The sequence below is a fragment of the Lacinutrix gracilariae genome (assembly GCF_042684485.1).
Taxonomy (GTDB): domain Bacteria; phylum Bacteroidota; class Bacteroidia; order Flavobacteriales; family Flavobacteriaceae; genus Oceanihabitans; species Oceanihabitans gracilariae.
The window spans coordinates 1,524,833-1,548,880 of sequence record NZ_JBHULM010000011.1; the positions used below are offsets into that span (position 1 = coordinate 1,524,833).

A 24,048-nucleotide genomic window follows, 5' to 3' on the forward strand; every position below is an offset into this window, starting at 1 on the left:
CTAATATTTATCTAATTATAGCAAAATATAATTGTAGTTAAACTAATTATATTTGTAGCAAAAATCATACAATGACAAAAATAACGTTACTACTTTTATTATTCCCAATTTTTAGCTTCAGTCAATGGACTCAAATAGGTTACGATATTGATGGAGAAAATGAATTTGATCATTCTGGTTGGTCAACAAGTATCAGTAGTGATGGTAGTATTGTCGCAATAGGCGCCAAGGATAATGATTCTAATGGTGTTAGTTCAGGTCATGTTCGTGTTTATGAAAATATATCAGGAATATGGAACCAAATTGGGGCAGATATTGATGGGGATTTTGTTAATGACCTTTTTGGGTTTTCAGTAAGTTTAAATTCAAATGGGAATATACTTGCTGTTGGAGCTCATACAAATAATGGTAATGGTACAAATTCAGGTCAAGTACGAGTATTTGAAAATGTTTCTAATACTTGGACACAAATTGGTTCTGATATTTATGGCGAGGCAGCTTTTGATACCTCTGGAGTTTCTATAAGTTTAAGTAGTGATGGTACTATTATTGCTATTGGTGCTCCATCAAATACTGGAATTAATGGTGCTGTTTCTGGTCATGTACGTGTTTTTAAAAATATATCTGGAGTTTGGACTCAAATAGGTGAAGATATTGATGGTGAGGCTTCTGGTGACAATTTTGGTGATTCAGTTAGTTTAAACTCAAACGGAACTATAGTTGGCATAGGAGCACCAATTAATGATGGGGTCAATGGAACTGCTTCAGGTCATGTAAGGATATATGAAAACATTTCAGGAACTTGGACGCAAATAGGTGTAGATATTGAAGGAGAAGCAGCTTATGATGGGTTTGGTAGTGCTACAAGTTTAAATTCTGATGGTAATATTATTGCTATTGGAGCTGAAAAAAATGATGGTATTGGTCCATTTTCTGGTCATGTTCGTGTATATGAAAATATAAGAGGTGTATGGACACAATTAGGTTTAGACATAGATGGTGAAGTTGGTGATGCATTAGGAGCATCGGTTAGTTTAAATTCTAATGGTAATATTGTTGCAATAGGTTCTCCTAGTAATAATAACGGTCAAGGAAAAGTAGGTATATATCAAAATATAGCAGGAACATGGACGCGTATAGATTCTAATATAGATGGTGAGGCTGCTGGAGACGGATCTGGTTCCTCTGTCAGTTTAAGTTCTGATGGAAGCACTGTAGTAATTGGTGCTAATGGTAACGATGGAAACGGCTCTGATTCTGGTCACGTTCGTGTTTACACAAACTTAGTTTTAAGTATAGAGGATAATACATTTGGTAGAAAGTTTATGATTTACCCAAATCCAAGTGTAGGATTATCAATAATACAATTAGGTGAAAGCTATAATGAGGTTTCTGTAAACATTTTTAATGTTTTAGGAAATCAAGTTTCTGCTCATACATTCAGTGATACGAATGTTATTGACTTAGATACACAGCAATTTACTGCTGGTGTTTATTTCGTAAAAGTTGTATCAGGTACTAAAAAGGCTACGGTTAAGTTGGTAATTAAATAATAATAATACATATTTAAATTTATAATCTAGACCTCTTTAAGATTACGTAGAGAGGCTTTTTATTTAATATAGTCACATTTGTAATAATATAATATATAGTGTTTTTATATTCAAGCTAGGAATATATTACCCAAAAATAGTCTCACTCAAAGCATAATAAATCGCCATTATCGCAGAAAAAACAGCGCTTCCCATAAATCGCCATTTCAATTTAAATCTATTTTGAATAATATAATTCGCAATAAACGAAATAGGAATATTCACTAAAAACGACCAAAAAGCAATTTCTAAAAGATGGAAACCAATCGCTTCAAACTGTCCCGAAAATAGCTTGATAAATAGTAAGTGCCTAGCAATCCATAATGGATTAAAATATGCTATGGCTAAAACCGTTTTGGTTAAAGTAGCTTTAATGCCTTTTAAAAATTGTGTCTTTTTTACAATCCAATCAAAATAATTCGGAATTTCAAAAGCGTAAAAAGTAGCACCAATAAACATGATTCCTAATAAACGATACCAAGAAAATTCATCTAATAAAAGAGCAGCAATAGAATCACCAGCACTATAAATTAGTGCGCCTTTTAAAATGTTTTGTTTTTTGTAGTGTAATGCGATAAGGCTTAGTTATTTTTGGTATAAACCAGTTAATACCTTTTCTGGTGTCATTGGTGCATGAAATTGTAAATCGTAGTTCGGGTTAAACGCTTTTATTGCATTTTGAAGCGCAAAATAAGCGCCAATTCCGTACATTAAAGGAGGTTCTCCAACGGCTTTCGATTTTAAAATAGCCATGTCATTTCCTTCGGTTTCTACAGGAATCACTTCTACACTTTTTGGTACAGAAAATATATCTGGTACTTTATAAGTGGATAGTGCGTTAGATAGTAATCTTCCTTTCTCGTTATAGGCAATCTCTTCTAAGGTCATCCAACCAATTCCTTGTATTAAAGCGCCTTCTACTTGACCTAAATCAATACCTTCACTCATGCTTTTTCCGTAATCGTGAACAATTTTTACAGAATCAAATACATAGGTGCCACGAGTACAATCTACAGTAACTGTTGTTATTGCTGTTCCGTAAACATGATACGCAAAAGGATGTCCTTTTTCTTTGGTTTTATCAAAGTGAATTTCAGGCGTTGCGTAATGTGCATTTTCGGTTAGAGCTACACGTTTTAACATGGCGCTACTAATTAATGAGGTCCAAGTTACATTTGATTTTTTTCCGTCTACAAAAACGGCTTCTTCTTTTAAAGTGATATTGTTTTCAGAAACATTTAATTCTTCCGAAGCTACTTTTTTTAATCGTTCTACTAACGCATTACAAGCCATTAAGGTTGCTTTTCCGTTTAAGTCTGCAGTAGAGCTTGCAGCAGAAGGAGAGGTGTTGGCAACACGAGTGGTGTTGGTGGTTTCTATTTTAATTTTCTCTATAGGAATAGAAAATACATCTGCAGCAATTTGCATCATTTTAGTATTTACACCTTGTCCCATTTCTACAGCTGCAGTGCTTATGCCAACACTACCATCTAAATAAATATGAACCAATGCACGAGCATGATTCATAGGTGTATTGGTAAAAGAAATACCAAAGGTAATTGGCATGAACGAAAGTCCTTTTTTAAAGGCAGAATTGTTTTTATTAAAGTCTGCAACCTCTTGCTCTAAAGCTTCAATATTATATGTTTTTTTAGCCGAATTCCAGGTGTTTTTGGCTTCTACTTTTTTAGCAATTTGTCCGTAAGAAAAGGTGTCGTTTTCGTCTAGTAAATTGGCTTCTTGAATTTCTCTTGCAGGCACACCAATTTCATGCGCAGCTTTTGCAATAGCAGATTCTATAACAAACATACCTTGTGGACCACCAAAACCTCTAAAGGCTGTGTTAGGAGGTAAATTGGTTTTACAACTTAGTACTTTTGTGGTTACATTAGGTACATAATAACTATTGGTTGCGTGAAATAAAGTACGCTCAGCAATGGCAGGAGATAAATCTGCTGCTGCACCAGAATTTTGTAAAAATTCGGTTTGGTAGGCTAGAATTTTTAGGTCTTTTGAAAGTCCGATTTTATAGGTGCTTTCATAAGGATGTCGTTTTCCAGTCATACGTAAATCGTCATGACGATTCAATATTAATTTTACTGATTGATTTAAATGATAAGTAGCCAAAGCAGCCATTACAGCCCAAGGTGTTGCTTGGTCTTCTTTACCACCAAAGCCACCACCAAGGCGTGTTACATCTACTTCAATTTTATGCATGGCAACACCTAGAACTTGTGCAACTGTTTTTTGTACAGCAGTTGGTCCTTGTGTAGAAGAGGTGATTTTTATGTTTCCATTTTCCATGGGTTCTGCATAAGCACCTTGCGCTTCAATGTATAAATGCTCTTGTCCGTTAGAGAAGGTTTCGCCTTCAAAAACGTAATGGCAATCTGCAAAAGCTTTTTCGGTATCACCCAAGCTAAAAGAACGTGGTGCATTAATAAAGCTGCCTTTTGCTTTTGCTTCTTTTGCAGTAGTAATTACTGGTAAATCTTCAATTTCTATGTGAATTAAGCCTCGTGCTTTACGTGCAATAAATTCGGTTTCTGCAACAATTAGAGCAATTGGCATTCCCCAGAAATGCACTTCGTTTTCAGCAAATAAAGGTTCATCTGCAATAATACCACCAATTTCGTTTTTACCAGGAATGTCTTTGTAGGTGAAAATACGTTCTACACCTTCTAGAGCTTCTGCTTTAGAGTAGTCAATGCTTTTTATTTTTCCGTGTGCTTTTGGTGCATCAAAAACCACTGCATGAAAGGTGCCTTGTCTTATATTTACATCATCTACATATAGCGATTCACCACGAACATGCGTGTAAGAGTCTAAGTTTTTAATGCTTTTTTTTAAGGCTTTAGAAACAGCATCTAACTTCGTGTCTAGTTCTTTATTTGTCTTGTTTTTATGCATGCTGAACAAAATCGTTTAAGGTGAATTGCTTCGGGAATAATTCGGTAAAATGAGCAAAGAATAATTGTCTTGCCAATAAACGTTTATAGTCGCTGGTACCACGAACATCACTAATTGGTGCGATTTCCTTTTGAAGCATTTTGTTAGCCTCTACTATGGTTTTAGAGGTCAATGGTTTTTCTGTTAAAAAGGCTGAGGTATCGTGTAAATATTTTGGTATTGCAGCAACGCCTCCAATAGCAACATGTGCTTTGGTAATGGTTTCGTTTTCAACCGAAATATGAATTGCAGCATTAACACTAGCAATATCTAAATGAGTACGTTTACACACTTTTTCAAAATTGAAAAAAGCGTTTTCTGAAGGTAATTTAAAACGAATAGCTTTTAGTAATTCGCCTTCTTTTAAATCATAAGTTTTGTAGCCTTGGTAAAAGTTTTTAAGCGGAATTATTCTTTCTTTTTCTTCAGAATTTAATATCGTAATAGTACTATTAAGCGCTAAAAGGAATATGGTCATGTCGCCAATTGGTGAAGCATTAACTAGATTTCCGCCAAGGGAAGCCATGTTTCTAATTTGTTCTGAAGATACTAGTTTTAAGTGTTTTCTTAAGTTTGGTAACCAATTATTTAATTCCTTGTGATTCCATAGATCAGAAACTGTAGAGTTGGTACCAATAGTACAAATGTCATTTTTAATAGTAATTCCTTTTAAAAAATCTTTTTTGGCAATAAGGTGTACTTCACTATCTGCTAAAGAATCGGCTTGTTGCACATATAAATCGGTTCCTCCAGAAATATATTTTCCTTTAGGTTGTTTTTCATCTTTAGTTTCAATGGCTTTTAAACGTTTTGGAATAGATTGAAAATACTCAGGAATAAATTGGTTTTCAATAAGCCAATCCAAAGTAGTTTCCTTTTTATTTTCTAGTTTTTCTACTACTTGATGTGCTGCTTTTTCAATAGATTTATATCCTGTGCACCTGCAAATATTTCCGCTTATAGCGTTAATAGCATTGTTGTAATTTTTATCAGAATTTGATAATGCAAAACCAGTAAGTGCAAGCACAAAACCAGGAGTGCAAAATCCGCATTGTGTAGCGTAGTTTGCCTTCATGGCTTCTTGCGCTGTGGTTAGTTTGTCTTTTAGATTTGTACCTTCAACCGTTACAATATGTTTTCCATGCGCATTTCCTAAGGGAGAAATGCAAGAGGTGATACTTTGGTATTTTATAGTGTCTCCATTAAGTGTGCCAACCAAAAGTGTACAAGCACCACAATCTCCTTCGCGACAACCAATTTTGGTTCCTGTAAGACGTTGTTGGTAACGAACAAAATCTAATAAGGTCATTCCGGAATGCTCCGAAGTTTTAATGGTTTTATTATTTAGGATGAAGGTAATCATGTTTTAATTTTTCTTTAAGTTCATTTTGTCTTGAAACAAAACGAACCAAAAATTCAAATCAGTCTGAGGGAATTCCTGCGGAGCATTCGCTTTCAAACTATATGCTTTAAGCTACGCATGGCACTTTTGTTTTCTGCTCATTATTTCTTCAGATTGATAATTCTGACTGTGTCGGAAATTGGGACTTGAATTTTTGTTGCGTTCTCAGTATAATATAAATTTAGTTTTTATTTAATACTCGGTTTTATCTACTTTTTTTGTCCATTCTTGAAATGGTTCTAATGCAGTTTCGCGCGCTAATTGCTCAAACGGAATACTTCTTTTTTCGTATGGTAAAGGGATTTCTTTGTAGATAAACTCGTCGTCAAAACCAATATTTGCAGCATCTACTTGATTGCTTCCGTAATATACTTTGTCTGGTCTAGCCCAATAAATAGCACCTAAACACATTGGACAAGGTTCACAAGAGGTGTAAATTTCGCAACCATCTAACTGAAAAGAGTTTAAGTTTTTACAAGCATCTCTAATAGCAGTAACTTCTGCGTGTGCAGTTGGGTCGTTGGTAGAGGTTACTTTGTTGTTTCCGCGTCCTACAATTTTTCCGTCTTTAACAACTACGCAGCCAAATGGTCCACCTTCGTTGTTGTTCATTCCTTTTAAAGCTGCGTTTACAGCTTCTTTCATAAATTGTTCTTTATTACTCATGTTGTGTTTTTATTTTTTTACTAACAAGCTAATATACTATTTTTAAATAGTGATTTATAGAAAAGGAATTCAAACTTAATATGTTTTGTTTGTGGTTGTTTTTATTTATAAATTAATTTTACACGGTTATTTCAAGAAGATAAGGTGTTTTTTAATATATTTTTTAGTCTAATTGCTTAATTGTCAATACGATTTTGTTGCTTTGTAGTTTTTTAAAATTATTTATTCTATTTAAGTTTAAAGTAAAAATTGTATTTTTAAAGTTCCTTGCTTAACCAATTCATTTTATGGGTATTTATACTATAATAATTCTTGAGTTTTTACTCATATCCTCCAGTATTCTTTTATTCTTTAAATTTAGAAAAGTACTGGGTTTAGCCCCTCTCTATCTCTTTTTGGGTGCGGTTAGATATCTTCAGGCACTTTCGGGAACAATGGTAAGTATTACTGTTTTTGATGACTTAATTATTTATCCGATATCTATTATTATATTTAGTGGGCTTGTGTTTGCTGTTTTATTGATTTATATTAAAGAAGGAGCTGCTAGTGCGAGAGCGCTTATTTTTGGAATTATCTTTTCCAACCTTATTTTGTCTGCATTGTTTGGTATTATGCATATGGGGAGTTTAGTAGATATAAATTCTACGTTTGCTTTTTTAATAGATGATAAGTATTTTATTACGGGAAGCATCCTGTTGTTATTAGATTTTCTATGGCTGGTAATAATCTATCAATTTTTAGTATCAATAATTAATAAAAAATATTTCTTTTTTATACTCTTTATATCGCTTTTAACTGTTTTTACTTTTGATGCTTTTGTGTTTAATATAACCTTATACTGGGGTAATGTACGTTTCTATAATTTATTAGTAGGTAATATCGTTGGAAAGTTTTTTGCAGCATTCGTGTTTTCTTTTCTTCTGTATTTGTATTTAAAGTATATAGATAAAGAGGAAAGTAGTACTTCATTTGTTGCTAATCAAGATCGTGGTGTTTTTTCTATATTAAAGTATGAAAAGAAATATTTAAAACTAAAGTCTGAAAAGCAAGAATTGAAGAAGAGCTTAACCTCTCAATTAGAAACTTCCTTAAATAATATTAGTGGTGGTTTTATATCTCTAGATGCTAATTGGTGTTATACGTTTGTTAATAAAAAAGCAGCAGAGCTTTTAGGAAGATCTCCAGAAACATTACTTGGAAAACATATTTGGACCGAATTTCCGGAAGGTGTAGGGCGTTCATTTTATAAGGCTTATTATAAGGCTGTAGAAACGCAAGAAACGGTATATTTTGATGATTATTACGAACCGTTAGATAAATGGTTTGAGAATAGAATTTACCCAACTCCAGATGGTTTAACAATTTACTTTGCAGATATTACTGAAAAGAAAAATACAGACGAAAAAAATCAAAAACTACTCTCTTTAATAGAAACAAGCGATGAGTTTATTGGTTTAGCAACTTTAGATGGAAAGCCAATTTATTTGAATGCTAATGGAAGAAAATTAGTGGCATTAGAAAAAGAGGAGGAATTGCCTGATTCAATAGCTGGTTTCTTTCCTGAAGACTATCGTGAAAATATACAAACAGAACATTTTAGTGCTATTTTTAAAACGAATAAATGGACAGGAGAAGCAGCGTTTAAAAATTTTAAAACGGGAGAGTTAATACCTATTGAAATGTCTAGGTTTTTAATTAAAGATAGCGAAACAAGCGAGCCAATAGCGCTAGGTATCGTGGCTAAAAATATTACAGAACGTAAAGAAGCCGAAGAAAAATTAAAAAATAGTGAGCTTTTGTTTAGGCGTTTAACCTCTAATGTGCCAGTCGGTATTTTTCAATCAGATAAAGAAGGTTTCTGTAATTATGTAAATGATGAATGGTTAGAATATGCAGGAATGTCTTTTGAACAGGCAATGGGCTTTGGTTGGACTGACGCTATACATCCAGAAGATCAAGAAAGAGTTCGCCAACAATGGCAACAATGTATTTTAAATGCAAAAGAATTTATTTCAGAATTTAGATTTAAAACCAAAGAAAAGATAACTTGGTTGTCTGTTAAAGCCGTTGGAACCTTTGATGCTAATAATAAATTATATGGTTATATAGGTGTGGCCTTAGATGTTACAGAAAGAAAAAATGCTGAAGAACAAGTTAAAAGAAGTCAGATATATCTTGAAAATATAATTAATAATATTGGAGATCCTGTTTTTGTAAAAGACGCTGAAAGTAAATTAGTAATTGTAAATAATGCATTCTGTTCCATTTTTGATTTAGAAAGAGATGCTGTAATAGGAAGAACTTTAGTGGAGCACGTTTCTCCAGAAGAACAAGAAAGTTTCTTAAAAATAGATAAGCAGGTTATTGAAACAGGTGTAGAGAATGTTAATGAGGAAACTTTAACAGTAACCGGAAAAGAAACACGAATGATTTCTACCAAAAAAACACGATTTGTTGATGGTAATGGTACTAAATTTTTAATTGGAATTATAAGAGATATTACAGAGCGTAAAAAAACGGAATTAGAATTAAAAAAATATAGAAATAACTTAGAGGAGTTAGTGAAAGTTAGAACAGAAGAAGTGAATTCTAAAAATGAAGAATTACAACGAATGAATAATCTGTTTGTAGGAAGAGAATTAAAAATGAAAGAACTAAAAAATATTATTAAAGAATTGAAATTAAAAAATGATAATTAAAAAGAATAAAAACCCATTTAATATTTGCTTTATATGACAAGGATTGCTTTTTATTCTTTACTTAAAAAACCTTTTGTTTGGGGTTTTACCACTTTAATAATATTGCTTGCTATCACACAGTTTATTGCATATCAAAAGTATGTGATAAATAAAAATCAACACAAAAAAGAATTAAGTAATCAAGTAGATTTAATTAAGGAAAAAATACAGGCTCTAGTAATGTATAGCCATTCTGCTACAAAAACATTGGCATACATTGTAGAACGAAATGGTATTCCAGACGATTTTAATACCATAGCTAGTGAACTTTTAGAACGAAATAAATATTTTGACGTTGTAGAGTTAGTAGATGCTGATGGGTTTATTACGCACGTGTATCCTTTAAAAAATAATGAAGTAATTGGTTTTAATATTATAAAAAGTATTGAAGCTAGTAGTGGTGCTTTAGCAACAATAGAACGAAAAGATTTTTTTATAGCTGGCCCAGTTCATTTAAAACAAGGAGGCATAGGTATGGTAAGTAGACAGCCTATTTTTATAGATGATAAATTCTCTGGTTTTTCTGCTGTTGTAACTACATTATCTACTTTTTTAAACGATTTAAATATAGATACTGAAAAAGATAAAGACTTTATTTATCAGTTGTCAAGAGTTAATTTTAAAACAGGTAAGGAAGAGTTTTTTTTAGAAAAAGACATGTCGTCTTACCAGTCTTTTGCAGTGCCTATAAAAATGACTTCTGGAGAATGGAAACTGTATGTTGTACCAACTAACGAAACATACAATACAGCAATAAGCTATATGGTGTTTGGTTTAATAATTTCTTTTTTAGGAGCTTGGAGTGTTTGGTTTTTTAAAGGACAATCGCTACGATTAAAACAGATTGTAAACAGTAAGTTACAAGAGCAAGAAGATAAATTAAATCAAGTTTATGAATCTTCTAAATCAAAAATTGAAAAAAGCGAAATGCTATATCGTAGTCTTGCTTTAAATGCACCAGTTGTTATATTTAATACCAATAAAAAAGGAGCGTTTACTTATGTAAATGAACAATGGGTTAAATATTCAGGTTTGAGCCTTGAAGAATCTTTAGATGCTGGTTGGCAAAAAGCAATACATCCTGAGGATAGAGAAAGAGTAGTAAATGAATGGCAGAATACCATACTAAATGATACCGAATTTAAATCAGAACTAAGATTTCAGGATAAAAATGGGATTGTTACTTGGTTTCAAGCAAAAGCAGTAAAACTTATTGATGCCGATAATAATAGATATGGATTTATTGGTATTGCGTCAGATATTACAGAAAGAATTAACAACGAAAAAGAGTTGTTGATTTATAAGAACAATTTAGAAAAGTTAGTACGTTTAAGAACCGAAGAACTACATGATAGTAGAGAGGCTTTGCTAAATCTTTTAGAAGATATGAATGTTCAATCTATAGAGCTAGAAAAAGAAAAAGTAAAAGCACAATCTGCAGATTTAATGAAATCTGCATTTTTAGCTACCATGTCTCATGAGTTAAGAACACCAATGAATTCTATTATTGGGTTTACAGGTATTTTATTAAAAGAATTAGCAGGACCATTAAATGAGGAACAAAAAAAGCAACTAGCTATGGTTAAAAATAGTGGTGAGCATTTATTGGGTTTAATTAATGATGTTTTAGATATTTCTAAAATAGAAGCAGGTAAATTAAAAGTTTCTTATTATCCTTTTGATTATTTGGTGTCCTTAAAAAACACACTCGATTTTTTAACACCACAAGCTTCAGCTAAAGGCCTTCATTTAAAAACAGAGATTTCCGAAATGAAAATAACACTAGTAAGTGATGAAAGACGTGTAGAGCAAATTCTGCTAAATTTACTTTCAAACGCTATTAAATTTTCAAAAAAAGGAGATATACTAGTAAAGGTAGCAGTTAAAGATAATCAACTAATAACGCAAGTGATAGATCAAGGAATTGGTATTAGTAAAAAAAATCTAATAAAACTATTCATGCCTTTTATTCAGTTAGAAGCAGGTTTAAGTAGAAATCATGAAGGAACAGGTTTGGGTTTGGCTATTTGTAAAAACCTAGTTGAAAAATTAGGAGGTAGTATTACCGCCGAGAGTGAATTAGGCAAAGGAAGTAATTTTACATTTATTTTACCTTTAGATTATTCTCCCGATAAATAATAACAATTGTAAGTACAGTTTTATATCAATTATGTATATTTAAAGTTTTATGTATTGATATTGAAATTAACAAATTAAATGAGCCCAAATATTTTAATAATTGAAGATAACGAGCAGAATATGTATATGTTATCTTATTTACTTGAACAAAATAATTTTAATATCTTAAAGGCGTATAATGCTATTGATGGTTTAAAGTTAGCGCATGAAAAACATCCCGAAATTATTTTAATAGATATTCAGTTACCAGATATGGATGGACATGAATTATGTGTTAAATTAAGGCATAATGGGCTTCCAAAAGAAACAGTAATTATTGTAGTTACCTCATATGCAATGGGAGGAGATAGAGAGAAGGCAATAGAATCAGGAGCAAATGGGTATATTGAAAAACCTATTAATCCAGATACTTTTATAAGTCAAATGGAAAGTGTCTATAATACCAAATGATGTAAATAGTGAAAAAGAAAACTATTTTAATAGTAGATGATGTATATGAAAATCTTTATTTTTTAAAGATTATTCTTGAGCAGGCTAACTTTTTGGTTATTGAAGCTAATGATGGAAGAGACGGATTAGAAAAACTAAAAAACAATAAAGTAGACCTAATCATTTCTGATATTTTAATGCCTGTAATGGATGGGTATATGCTGTGTCAAGCTTGTAAAAAAGATGCATCACTAATGCATATTCCTTTTGTTTTTTACACTTCTACCTATACAGATAAACTAGATGAAGATTTTGCTCTTAAATTAGGAGCAACACATTTTTTAAGAAAGCCAACAGATCCAGAGGTAATTATAGAGTTAATTCATGATATTTTTAAAAAAGCAACACTAGTTGAAAAAACGAAAAAAGAATTAGAGTTTACAGAGCAAGAAGCTTTAAAGTTATACAGTAAAAGGCTTATTAGTAAACTAGAACAAAAAAATTTAGATCTAGAAAAAGAAGCGTTAAAACGTAAAAAAGCACAACAAATATTAGTTAATGAAAACGAGGTTTTAGATTTAATAGCTAGCAACACCTCGCTTTATAAAATATTTAATCATATACTTTCTAATTATGAGTCACTGCATCCAGAATACTATGGTTCTATTAGTTTAATGCGTGAAGATGGTGTTCATCTAGATTTTGTTTCTGGGCCTTCTATTCCAAAAGAGTATAAAGAATTTGTTAAAAGCATAGTTATTGGTGATGAGGTTGGGTCTTGTGGTACTTCTGCATTTACAAAAAAACCAGTTGTTGTTTCAGATATAAGTACTAGTAGATTCTGGAAAAAGTATAAAGATGTTGCTTTAAAATATAATTTAAAATCTTGTTGGTCTATTCCTGTACTTTCAGAAAACAATGAGGTGTTAGGTACTTTTGCTATTTATAGTAGTGCTATTAATACTCCTTCTTTAGATGATATTAAAGAATTAAATTCTGCTGTTAGATTAGCCAAAATGGCTATTGTAAAATTTAATATTAAAGCAGAAGTAAAAAAACAAGAAGAGTCTTATAAGTCTTTGGTTAGTCAAGCAAGTGATATTATAATTTCTTATAGCTTAGAAGGGACTATATATTCATTTAATAAAGCTGCTTACCAAAGTTTAGGATACACTAAAAAAGAGTTCTCTACACTAAAAATACAAGATTTTTATGTAGATGAGTTAATTCAAAATACAGTAAAACATCAAGAGTTGTTAGACGGAAAATCTATTTTATTTCCTAGAAAGTATAAACGTAAAGATGGTTCTGTATTAGAGGTTGAAGTGTCTGCAAAACTTCAAAATGATGGTAAAGTACTCGCTATTGCTCGTGATATTACAGAATGGCAAAATAATTTAAAAGAAATAAGAGATGCTAAAGAGTTTTCGTCTAGTCTTTTAAACTCTATGCGTGAAGGCTTGGTAGTTATAAATTTAGAGTCTGAAATAATTCGTGTAAATCCTGCCTTTTGCGCAATGACTGGTTTTTCTGAAAAAGAATTAATAGGTGTAAAACGTCCGTTTCCATATTCGCCACCAGAACTCAGAGAAGGAAACGATGAGCGTTACAAGTTATTATTAGCAAATAAGAATAAAAAAGAATACGAAAACACATACATGCGTAAAAATGGAGAACGCTTTCCTGTGTATGTGTCAATATCTAGTCTGTATGATGAAAACGGAGAGAAAACCGCAAATTTTTCTACAGTACAAGATATAACAGAACGAAAAAAGGCAGAATTAGCTTTACAATTAGCCAAAGAATTTAGAGACAAGCTTATCATGTCTATGCAAGAAGGTTTGCTTATTACAGGGTTAAATACTAAAATTATTTTGGTTAATGATTCCTTGTGTAAGATAACGGGTTACTCTAAAGAAGAGCTAACAGATCATGGACATCCTTATCCTTTTTGGCAAAAATCAGACCATGAAGCAGTTTTACAAAGTTATGAAGATGTAGCTAGTGAAGAAGCAAAAGAGTTTCATTTTGATATCATTAAAAAAAATGGTGAAAAAATTACAGCATCTTTTTATACAGGTACCATAAAAAATGACAAACATGAGGTTGTTGCTTTATATGCTACTGTTAAAGATGTATCAGAAGAGTTAAGGGCAAAGCAAGTATTAATTGATAGAGCTAAAAAATCTAACGAAAAGAAAGATGTAATTTTAAAATTAGCCAATCTAGTAGGTGAAGATTTTTCTTCTTCATTAAATAAAATTACAGAATTAGCAGCTAAAACCTTAAATGTAGGAAGAGTAAGTGTTTGGAAGTTTAATGAGGATAAGAAAATATTACATTGTGAAAACTTATTCAATTTAAGAACAGGTAGTATTGAAAAAGGAATGGAAATTCAATACGCAGATAATCCAGATTACTTTGAAGCTTTAAATGCAAAAAAGGCCTTACTGGTTAAAGATGTTCAAAATAATGCTGTTACTAAACTATTTTTAAACCCTTATTTAAAACCAAATAATATAACATCACTTATGGATGTTTTTATTAATAGTGCCACAGGATATTATGGTATTATTTGTTTTGAACATGTAGGTGATTCTTTAAGAGATTGGAGTGCAGAAGATCTTGAGTTTGCAACCTCAATAGCGAATGTAGTGTCTCTTATGGTAGAGAGTACAGAGCGTAAAATTGCCGAAAATAAAATTACAATAGCCAATCAAAAACTTACAGTAGTCAATAAAGAGTTAAACCAGTTAAGAGAACAGTTAGAGCAAGAAAATGTTTATTTAAGAAATGAGTTAGAGCTTGTGTTTAACTATGAAGAAATGGTTTATGGTAGTGAGGCTTTTAGTAATGTTTTAACAGAGGTTGAAAAAGTAGCTCCTACAAACGCTACAGTTTTGTTGTTAGGAGAGTCTGGAACAGGAAAAGAATTATTGGCTAGAGCTATACATAATACTAGTTTACGTAATAATAAGCCTTTAATTAAGGTGAATTGCTCTGCAATACCTAGAGAGCTGATTGAAAGTGAATTGTTTGGTCATAAAAAAGGGTCTTTTACAGGAGCTGTAAATGATAAGGTAGGAAAGTTTGAACTAGCAGATAAAGGAACTTTATTTTTAGATGAAATTGGCGAGTTGCCTTTAGATATGCAGCCAAAAATACTAAGATTTTTACAGGAAGGAGAAATAGAGGTTGTTGGTAGTTCTAGTGGATCAAAAAAATTAGATGTTCGTGTAATTGCTGCAACAAACAGAAATCTAAAAAATGCTATTGAAAAAAAGGAGTTTAGAGAAGATTTATATTTTCGTCTAAATGTGTTTCCTATTAATGTGCCTGCTTTAAGAGATAGAAAAGAAGATGTGCCATTGTTGGTAGAACATTTTGTAGATAAATTTAATAAAGCTTATGGTAAAAGCATTCAGTATATTACTGATGATGCTATGAATAAGCTAAAAGCATATAATTGGCCAGGAAATATTAGGGAGTTAGAAAACTTAATTGAGCGTGCTTCCATTTTATCTACTACAGATACTTTAGTTGTTCCTGGTTTTGAATCTTCAGTGCAAAAGGCCAAATTAATTAATAATAAAGATTTGAGTCTAGATACTGTGCAACGCAACCATATTGTGCAGGTATTAGAGCAATGTAATTGGAAAATTAGTGGTTCTAATGGAGCTGCTGATGTATTAAAATTAAAACCAAGTACATTACGAGATAGAATGACTAAATTAAAAATTGTAAAGCCATAATAAATTAACGGTATACCGTTAGTTGGAGTATTTCGTCTGAAATATTCGCGGTATGTCGATTTTTTGATATTTCTTAAAATTTACTATAAAACCATAAGGCGCTGTAAATAAGTGTTTTATGGTTTTTTTTTGCTTCTGAGTCTAGTTTGGCATCTGTATTGGAATACGTTTTCCAAACTAATAACCATGGAAAACAACAAGTTAGTAAACGTATTTAATTTTAAAGTAGATCAAGATGTCATCTTTTGTGATGTGTATAATGATTTTAATGAGAAATGTTTAGATGAAGATTTAGAAGATGTTTTTTCAAGTTCTATTTCAAAATTATCACAGGATACATATTTGCCTATTTTAATAAATATAGGAAGCCTTAGTTTTTATAACTCTATTAAGGTGTTCCGTTTTCTATCTAATAATTCCAAAATCAAGTCGGTTGTTCTTTCAGAAACTTTTTTGGTTAATTCTTACTTTTTAAAAATTCTTTTAAGTCTTCAGAATTTTACACGTATAACTATTATTCCAGATGCAGTTTTTAAAAACTTTAAAGCTGCGTTTCGCTACTGTGATGAAAACAATAAAGTGTATAACGCACTTAGCTAATAACTTACTCAAATAATTTTCCCTTTTTATTATACATGCCCAATACTAACCCCAAAACCTTAACCTATGACAAAGAAATACTTTTTTTTAAAATGCTTTCTTCTTTTTAATTTTTTATGTTGCTATTCGCAAATTGTGAATGAAGGCTTACTACAAATTGAGCCAGCAACCAATGTGTATTTTGAAAACGAATACACTAATAAAAATACAGGAAGCCATGAAAGCAACGGAAACCTTTATTTAAATGATAGTTTTATAAATAATGGTAACACTTCATCAACATCAGGAACCACCTATTTTAAAAGTTCAGACAATCCTCTAGTAAGTATTTCTGGTACTTCAAATGCTATTCAGTTTAATAATTTAGAAATAGATATTACTGCAATAAGTAAAAAAGGAGTGTCTGTTGAAGATGGTTTTGCACTGCAAGTAGAGAACGCTTTAAATTTAGTGAGTGGCGATATTCGTTTAACAGGTGAAGCGCAACTTGTACAGACACATTTAGGAGTAGATGCTAACACAGTAAGTTCTGGTAAGATATTAATAGATCAACAAGGTTATGCTTCTGCTTATAAATATAACTATTGGTCTGCACCTGTAAATAATGGAGGTGTTTTTACTTTACTAGACGGTAAGTTTGATGGTTCAGATGCAGATGTAAACCCGTTTAATCCACAGGCAATGTCATTTAGTACTAGTTCACCTTATAATGGCTTGCCATCTGTTTTAGATGGTAGTGGTAACGTAACAACTTCTTTAACTATTAATACAAGATGGATATACAAATACTTACAAGGTGTAGGAGCGTATGGAGATTGGGTTAGTTTAAACCAAAATAGTGCGTTAAACCCAGCAGAAGGGTATACCATGAAAGGAACAAATACTGTTTTAACTAGTCAAAATTACGTGTATTATGGTGCGCCTAATAATGGCGAGTATTTGATGCCTATTAATTCTGGAGAAGAATCATTGTTAGGTAATCCATATCCTTCGGCTTTAGATGCAGAAGCGTTTATTACAGATAATTTAGCGCTATTTGATGCCCTTTATTTTTGGGTAGATGGAGGTTCAACCTCGCATGGTACTACAGATTATTTAGGAGGATATGCTATTCGTAACTTATCAGGTGGAACTGCTCCTTCTGTGCCTGCATCTTTAGTAGGAGGTCTTGGTTCAGCAGGAAGTGCTGAGGCTCCTAATCGTTATGTACCAATAGGTCAAGGTTTTTTTGTAAATGCTTATGCAAGCGGTTCTATTGTTTTTAATAACTCGCAAAGGGCTTTTGTTACAGAGTCTTCAGGTAATTCAGTTTTTTATGATGGTTCTAGTGTTTCAGATAGAGATGTTAATAATCAATATATACGAATAGGATATCAAGATCCTGAAGGGTTTCATAGACAATTACTTTTAGCTTTTTTGCCTAACTCTCCTGCAGATATACATTATAACCTTGGTTATGATGCCTTGTTAATAGATAATAGAGATGATGACCTTTTCTTTGTTGTAGATGATGAATTAAATAAAAAGTTCGCTATTCAAGGAGTTGATGCTTTTCATGAAAGTATAGAGCTTCCGTTAGGTATTGTGATTTCAGAAGCAGGTTTGCATGAAATTATGATTGACGAAATAGATAATTTTCAAAATACAATCTACTTAAAGGATAATGTTTTAAATACTACACACAATTTAAGTGCTTCTAATTTTAGTATCAATTTACCAGCTGGTGAATATCTAGATAGATACTCTTTGGTGTTTTTGCCACAAGAATCTTTGTCTACTTCAAATGCAGACCTTTTAAATATAAATGTTTTTTATGATGGGCAAAACAATATTGTAGTCAATAATACAGATGGAATTACAATAAAAAGCATAAAAATATACAATGTTTTAGGACAAGAAATTTTAAACACCAATACAAACTTAAATAACAAGGATAGAGTGCAGATACCATTTAATCAAGGTAAAGGGGTCTATTTGGTTAATGTAGAAACCATTGACAGTAAACTAACTAAAAAAATATTAAACTAATAATTATGAAAAAATTAAACATAAAAATAGCCGTATTAACTTTAATAGCTTTTGTAAGCTTTAATTATAATGCTTTAGCGCAAGTAGGTATCGGAACATTAACACCAGACGCTTCTTCAATGTTAGATCTTAGTTCTACAGAAAAGGGAATGTTGGCTCCAAGAATGACATCAGCAGAAAGAGCTGCTATAGCAAGTCCAGCTAATGGTTTGTTAGTTTATGACATTACAGAAAATGCATTTTATTTTTTCAAATCTAGTGTTTGGACAAAAATGGATTCAGCTTCGGTTACAAGAAGTAATCATAAAATTATTTCTTCTGCAGCAGATTTAAGTGATGAGTTGGCAGCAGGAGGAGGAAGTAAATACTTGTTATCTTCAAATACATTGTATGAAATTAATGGAGAGGTTACGTTGGCACAGTCTATAGATTTAAATAATGCTTACTTAGTAGGATTAGATACTAATGAGGATGTGTTAAAGAAAACAGGAGGAACTATGTTTGTGGGTTCTAGTGGAGGGAGTATTAGAAATTTAACACTAACTGCTACAGGAGGAACTGTTTTTAATTTAACAGGTACAAGTACAGAAAACTTTGTTTTTAGAGATTCTATAGTTGCTAGTTCAGCATCTGTAGGTTCTATTGATGGTTTCGGGTTGGTGTTTTTAAGTATAGTTCAGTTTGCAGGAAATACTACAGGAATAACGTATAGTAATATAACCGATTTATTATTGAGTAACATGGGATGGTTTTCTAATAATTCTGGGACTTATGAAACCTTTACAGGTACTTTTGGCATTATTGAAAAACAAGGTGGATTCTCAGAGATAAATGGTGCTAATATTGGTTTAGATGTAAGTAGTAGTCCTGCTGTTGGTAAAGGTATATTAACAGGTGTTAGCTTTAGTGGTACTAGTACGCAGTATGTAAAAGGATATACTGCTGGGTGTTATGCTGGGTTTAGTTTTAGTAATGCATGGACAATAGATTGTCCTGGTATTCCGGTAGAATCAGATCAACTTGCAAGTGGTAATATTTATTATGATGGAGGTATTACTACTGGTTTTGTGCAAACTGTTACAAATGGTACTGCGTTAAACTTGCGAGGAAATAGTAATTCTAACTCCACTGCTGCTGTTAATTTGTTAAGAATGTCTTCTCCTCAAGATAACAGATTAAAGTATTTAGGTAAGAAAACAAGAACATTTCAAATAAATGCAACGCTATCTGTTAGAGGTAATTCAGGTGTAGGTGATTATTACGCTTTTTTTATACAAAGAAATGGTACAGAAACTTTGGTTGAAACAAATACTTTAATGCGTGTTAATAATACCTCAGATATTTCTAGTAATTCTATTTCTGGAACTGTTACGCTAGATCCTGGAGATTATATTGAAATTTGGGGAGAGCGATTAACTGGTTCTGGTACAACATCAATAACGGTATTTTCTTTAAATATGAATATTAAATAAAGGTGTAATTCTAAAAGATAGTTGCCAACAAAAAGATTGTAAGTGAATAGATGAAAACACCTCTTGTTTATTATAAATAAGAGGTGTTTAATAGTTTTTAATTTTTATTTATCTGTTTTTCTGCTTGTTAAAAAAAGCAATAGGTTAAATGGTTTTTTTAGAGCAAACGCTCTTTTTATATGTTGAGGTCTTGAAGTCTTTTAGCTATATATGCTTTTATATTGGGTAGTGAATTTAAGTGTTTAAAGTATTATATGATTGACGGTATTCCGTCAATTTCTTCATTTAGGTGTCCTATTTCACGGAATATCGATAGGTGAGTATTTTCTTTAAAATAGCACTAATAATTTAATCGATTGATTTTCATGGTGTTTACGAAGTTTTTGCTTTTAGAAACACTTTTTGGCACTTCTATTGGTATGAAATCTTTAAACAAAGTAACTGTAATGAAAGACGAAATACTTATTAATAATATTAAATTTTGGTTAGACCAAAATATTATCTATTGTAAGTTGTATGATGACTCTGTGGTAGACTTTACATGTAAAGGGTATGAGGAGCTATTTTGTAAAGCTATTTCCATTTTGTCAGATGGCTCTTATTTGCCTGTGATTTTTGATCTTAGTGAAGTTAGCAGCTCGGTTTCTGTAAAATTATTTAAACTTTTATCAAACAACTGTAAGATTAGAGGTTGTGTGTTATCAAAGGTGTTTTTGGTTAAAAACTATAAACAAAAAGTTTTACTTTCTTATTACATGTTGTTTAGTGATACTAAGGTGCCAAATTTAGTGTTTAAAGACCTTAGTTTGGCTGAGCGCTATAGTCATCAATACTATGATGTTTTTAACTCTATTAGCTGCGAGAGTTAGTATGAAAGATGTAATTCGAATAGGAAACTCAAAATTTTGGACTGACAATGGTATTCTTTACTGTGAATTTAAAAGAGGAGAATTTAATTATAATCTTGAAACAGAAGAAATTGAAGTTTTTGTTAAGGTAATTGATAAGTTGTGTAAAGGTAAGCCAATGCCGTTTTTAATTGATTTAAGAGATGCTCAAGGAGTGCTTACAAGAGAGTCTGCTAGTTTATTAGCTAATTCGCCAATATTAAATAAGTTAAGGATTTCTGAAGCTTATGTAATCAATAGCATGAGAGTAAGACTGGTTATAACTAGTTATAAAAGAATATATGAGCCTGCAACGCCTTTTGTTGTGTTTGATAATATAGAATCAGCAAAAGAATATTGTTTGCAAGCTAAAAATGATTTTTATAAAAACAATTAAATAGTATCCATTTTATGTTGTCAGGAGCATGTGGAGCTTGGTGTAAGTAATAATGAGTTTCTTGGCAAAAAATAAAGTGTTAACAGCGTCTGTATGTAGTTGTTTTGTTTCAGTTAAAATACAAGCAGAGGTGTTGTTAAATCAAAAACATTCTGCAAGATAATGGTTGTTCTAGATAGTGGCTTTTTGATAGTTAATATGCTAGAAATGGGTGGTTCAAATTTGTAAGATAATTTAATAAGTTTAGTAAGATTAATTAAAATAAACGTTGAAAAATATGCAAAATTCCTCTACTAATTCTCAGGATAATAATAAAGAAGAAGTGAAAGCTTCTTTTTCAAATTCTTCAAATAAATTGTTTACTTCTAATACATCAGAGAGTAATACAATACCACTAAAATCGTACCTTAAAAGATTTGATTCTGAAGCAGAAGATGTTAATTTAAAAGAAGGTAACTAGTAGTTTCGTGTAAGCATAACGTGTAGCAGGATCTTCAAAGAAGCTACAGGAGTTTGTGTAACTAGATCAAGGTGTAAATTATATAAAGCAGTATACTGTAGTTGTAGGCTGCTTTCTGTGCGTCTAAGCAATTCAAGTAAACATCTATAAGTAATAAAGACTTTTCAATAATTAGTTAGCTAGTTAATGCTGTGTAGAAACGCAAATTTAATGAGCTAAAGTGTGGTATAACAAAAAACCCTTAACTTGTTTATAAAAACGTGTCAAGGGTTTAAAGTGGTGGTGCCTCCAGGAATCGAACCAGGGACACAAGGATTTTCAGTCCTTTGCTCTACCAACTGAGCTAAGGCACCAGTTGCATAAAATTGCGAGTGCAAATATATGTACCTTTTTGGGATTCGCAAAGAAAAAAACGAAAAATATTTTTTTTATTTTTTTTAATTGCAAAAAAGAGGGTTTTAAAATAACTCATTTTGTAAATTTGATGCTTTTAAAAATGATATGAATCTAATTATTGATGTTGGTAATTCTTTTGTAAAACTTGCTGTTTTTGAACAAGATAAGCTTATAAAGGCTTATAAGGTGCTTAGTGAAGATGTGTTGCAAACCTTAAGAATTATAAGAAAAGAATATAAAAACATTGATAAGGCAATTTTTTCTTCGGTAGGCAAATTAAAAAAAGCAGATGTAGCTTATTTGCATAAATATTACAAAACAATTGTTTTAAATCACGAAACAAAAGTGCCTTTTAAAAATTTGTATAGTACGCCTAAAACTTTAGGAATAGACAGAATTGCTCTAGTTTGTGCCTCTGTGCAACAATATTCTAATAAAAATGTTTTAATTATTGATGCAGGTACTTGTATCACTTTTGATTGTATTACAAGCAAAAACGAGTATTTAGGTGGTGCTATTTCACCAGGAATACAAATGCGTTATAAAGCCTTACATCATTTTACCGCAAATTTACCGTTATTAAAAACAGAGATACCAAAAAATAGTATAGGAGTTAGTACAGTTACCTCTATGCATTCTGGTGTTGTAAAAGGAGTTTTACATGAAATTGATGGAGCAATTCAAGAATATAGGTTAAAATATCCTGATTTAACAGTTATTTTAACAGGAGGAGACACTAATTTTTTGTCTAAACAATTAAAAAGTAGCATATTTGCCAACTCTAATTTCCTTTTACAGGGATTAAATTTTATTTTACAATATAATACACACTAATGATAAAAAAACTGCTAATAGTTTTTATTGCATTATTTGCAATTCAAAGTTTCGCTCAAGAAGGTACTTCTTCACCATATTCCTTTTACGGAATGGGTAGCCTTAAATTTAAAGGTACTGTTGAAAATAGAAGTATGGGAGGATTAAGTATTTATACAGACAGTATACATATAAACCTAAGAAACCCTGCTTCCTATGGAGGTAATAGTTTAGGCTTGTATGGCAATGAAGGTAGACCAATGACGTTTTCGGTTGCTGGAAGCCACAATTCTACAAAGCTAAAAAGTGATACTAATAGCGATCGTACTTCTGTTTCTACATTTGATTATATAGCTGTTTCATTACCTCTTGGTAAATTAGGTATTGGTTTTGGTTTATTGCCATATACTTCTGTAGGATATAAGCTAGAGACTTATGGTGATGATGGTATTACCAATAAATATAGAGGAGATGGTGGTGTTAACAGAACTTATTTATCTGCAGGATATCAATTAACAAACGATTTAAGTTTTGGTGTTGATCTGCAATATAACTTTGGTAATATTGAAGGAAGCACTATTGAGTACCTTTATGAAGATGGTAGTTTAGTGCAATACCAAACAAGAGAAAATAATAGATCAGATATTAGTGGTTTAACATATAACCTTGGTCTTTCTTACAAAACAAAAATCAACGGTAACTTAGAGCTGGTTTCAGGTGCTACCTATTCGCCTAGAAGTGATTTAAAATCTAAAAACCAAAGATCATTAAATACCATTGTTATAAATAGCGCATCAGGTTTAGAATCTGTGATAAATACGCTAGAAGCAGATTTAGAAACACAAGATTTAGAAGAAACAGACTTAGTTATGCCAGCTAAATTTTCTTTTGGTGTTGGTATTGGTGATCCAAGAAAATGGTTTGTAGGTGTAGAAAGTATTTTTCAAGAAACAAGTAAGTTTAGTAATGACTTGTATACATCATCAAGTGCAGTAACTACCTATGAAAACAGTAGTACTTTTTCATTAGGTGGTTTTTATATTCCAGATTATAATGCCTACAAATCGTACTTAAAACGTATGGTATATCGTGCTGGATTTAGAACAGAAAAAACAGGATTAGTTATTAATGGTGAGTCTATAAATGAGTTTGGCATATCTTTTGGAGTAGGATTACCAGTTGGTAATTTATTCTCTAACGCAAACTTAGGTTTTGAAGTAGGTAAGCGTGGTACAACTAACTTAAATTTAATACAAGAGAATTTTATTAATTTCCAATTAAGTTTATCTTTGAACGATAGATGGTTTCAAAAAAGCAAATACGATTAA

17 protein-coding genes and 1 tRNA gene are annotated in these 24,048 nt (G+C 31.5%); 13 read left to right on the plus strand and 5 right to left on the minus strand.

Features of this window, described 5'->3' with window-relative positions:
• Positions 1 to 71 precede the first annotated feature (71 nt).
• Positions 72 to 1,553, plus strand: coding sequence for a T9SS type A sorting domain-containing protein (locus ACFSSB_RS13690; protein ID WP_379905209.1), 1,482 nt, complete (start codon positions 72 to 74; stop codon positions 1,551 to 1,553).
• A 126-nt stretch (positions 1,554 to 1,679) separates the two neighbouring features.
• Here the strand turns inward: ACFSSB_RS13690 and ACFSSB_RS13695 are convergent, their stop codons facing one another.
• The 4 genes from ACFSSB_RS13695 to ACFSSB_RS13710 all read right to left on the minus strand — a co-directional run bounded on the left by ACFSSB_RS13695 (position 1,680) and on the right by ACFSSB_RS13710 (position 6,609).
• On the minus strand, positions 1,680 to 2,051 hold the full coding sequence (locus tag ACFSSB_RS13695; RefSeq protein WP_379905211.1) for a hypothetical protein: 372 nt from the start codon (positions 2,049 to 2,051) through the stop codon (positions 1,680 to 1,682).
• 126 nt (positions 2,052 to 2,177) lie between these two features.
• The gene (locus ACFSSB_RS13700) at positions 2,178 to 4,502 is read right to left on the minus strand and encodes a xanthine dehydrogenase molybdopterin binding subunit (RefSeq protein WP_379905213.1); all 2,325 of its coding nucleotides are present in this window, start codon (positions 4,500 to 4,502) and stop codon (positions 2,178 to 2,180) included.
• Entirely contained in the window at positions 4,495 to 5,904 is a 1,410-nt protein-coding gene (locus ACFSSB_RS13705; RefSeq protein WP_379905215.1) for an FAD binding domain-containing protein, read from the minus strand. Before ACFSSB_RS13705 ends, ACFSSB_RS13700 begins: the two co-directional genes overlap by 8 nt.
• 231 nt (positions 5,905 to 6,135) lie before the next feature.
• Positions 6,136 to 6,609, minus strand: coding sequence for a nucleoside deaminase (locus tag ACFSSB_RS13710; RefSeq protein ID WP_379905217.1), 474 nt, complete (start codon positions 6,607 to 6,609; stop codon positions 6,136 to 6,138).
• Between the two features lie 287 nt (positions 6,610 to 6,896).
• Here ACFSSB_RS13710 and ACFSSB_RS13715 point away from each other — a divergent pair, with 287 nt between their 5' ends.
• From ACFSSB_RS13715 to ACFSSB_RS13760, 10 genes are all read left to right on the plus strand, one after another.
• Complete coding sequence (locus tag ACFSSB_RS13715) at positions 6,897 to 9,308, plus strand: PAS domain S-box protein (RefSeq protein WP_379905219.1); 2,412 nt, start codon at positions 6,897 to 6,899, stop codon at positions 9,306 to 9,308.
• Between the two features lie 33 nt (positions 9,309 to 9,341).
• Complete coding sequence (locus ACFSSB_RS13720) at positions 9,342 to 11,486, plus strand: sensor histidine kinase (RefSeq protein WP_379905221.1); 2,145 nt, start codon at positions 9,342 to 9,344, stop codon at positions 11,484 to 11,486.
• 78 nt (positions 11,487 to 11,564) lie between these two features.
• A complete protein-coding gene (locus tag ACFSSB_RS13725) occupies positions 11,565 to 11,936 on the plus strand; it encodes a response regulator (RefSeq protein WP_379905223.1) in 372 nt (123 codons plus the stop codon).
• A gap of 8 nt (positions 11,937 to 11,944) precedes the next feature.
• Positions 11,945 to 15,667: a sigma 54-interacting transcriptional regulator gene (locus ACFSSB_RS13730; RefSeq protein ID WP_379905225.1), complete on the plus strand. Its 3,723-nt coding sequence runs from the start codon at positions 11,945 to 11,947 to the stop codon at positions 15,665 to 15,667.
• A gap of 186 nt (positions 15,668 to 15,853) precedes the next feature.
• Complete coding sequence (locus ACFSSB_RS13735) at positions 15,854 to 16,267, plus strand: hypothetical protein (protein WP_379905227.1); 414 nt, start codon at positions 15,854 to 15,856, stop codon at positions 16,265 to 16,267.
• 66 nt (positions 16,268 to 16,333) lie between these two features.
• Entirely contained in the window at positions 16,334 to 18,295 is a 1,962-nt protein-coding gene (locus tag ACFSSB_RS13740) for a T9SS type A sorting domain-containing protein (protein ID WP_379905229.1), read from the plus strand.
• A 5-nt stretch (positions 18,296 to 18,300) separates the two neighbouring features.
• Positions 18,301 to 19,767 (plus strand): hypothetical protein, encoded by a 1,467-nt coding sequence (locus tag ACFSSB_RS13745; RefSeq protein ID WP_379905231.1) that lies wholly within the window; start codon positions 18,301 to 18,303, stop codon positions 19,765 to 19,767.
• Between the two features lie 383 nt (positions 19,768 to 20,150).
• Entirely contained in the window at positions 20,151 to 20,636 is a 486-nt protein-coding gene (locus tag ACFSSB_RS13750; protein WP_379905233.1) for a hypothetical protein, read from the plus strand.
• Between the two features lies 1 nt (position 20,637).
• Positions 20,638 to 21,051 carry a DUF7793 family protein gene (locus tag ACFSSB_RS13755; protein WP_379905235.1) on the plus strand — a complete coding sequence of 138 codons (414 nt, stop codon included), beginning with the start codon at positions 20,638 to 20,640 and terminating at the stop codon, positions 21,049 to 21,051.
• Positions 21,052 to 21,328: 277 nt separating this feature from the next.
• A complete protein-coding gene (locus tag ACFSSB_RS13760) occupies positions 21,329 to 21,511 on the plus strand; it encodes a hypothetical protein (protein ID WP_379905237.1) in 183 nt (60 codons plus the stop codon).
• Positions 21,512 to 21,788: 277 nt separating this feature from the next.
• Here ACFSSB_RS13760 and ACFSSB_RS13765 read toward each other — a convergent pair.
• Positions 21,789 to 21,864: transfer RNA gene (locus ACFSSB_RS13765), tRNA-Phe, on the minus strand.
• 148 nt (positions 21,865 to 22,012) lie between these two features.
• Here ACFSSB_RS13765 and ACFSSB_RS13770 point away from each other — a divergent pair.
• Together ACFSSB_RS13770 and ACFSSB_RS13775 are read left to right on the plus strand one after the other, a co-directional pair.
• Positions 22,013 to 22,741: a type III pantothenate kinase gene (locus ACFSSB_RS13770; RefSeq protein ID WP_379905239.1), complete on the plus strand. Its 729-nt coding sequence runs from the start codon at positions 22,013 to 22,015 to the stop codon at positions 22,739 to 22,741.
• Complete coding sequence (locus ACFSSB_RS13775; RefSeq protein ID WP_379905241.1) at positions 22,741 to 24,048, plus strand: hypothetical protein; 1,308 nt, start codon at positions 22,741 to 22,743, stop codon at positions 24,046 to 24,048. The genes ACFSSB_RS13770 and ACFSSB_RS13775 overlap by 1 nt, the downstream gene beginning before the upstream one ends.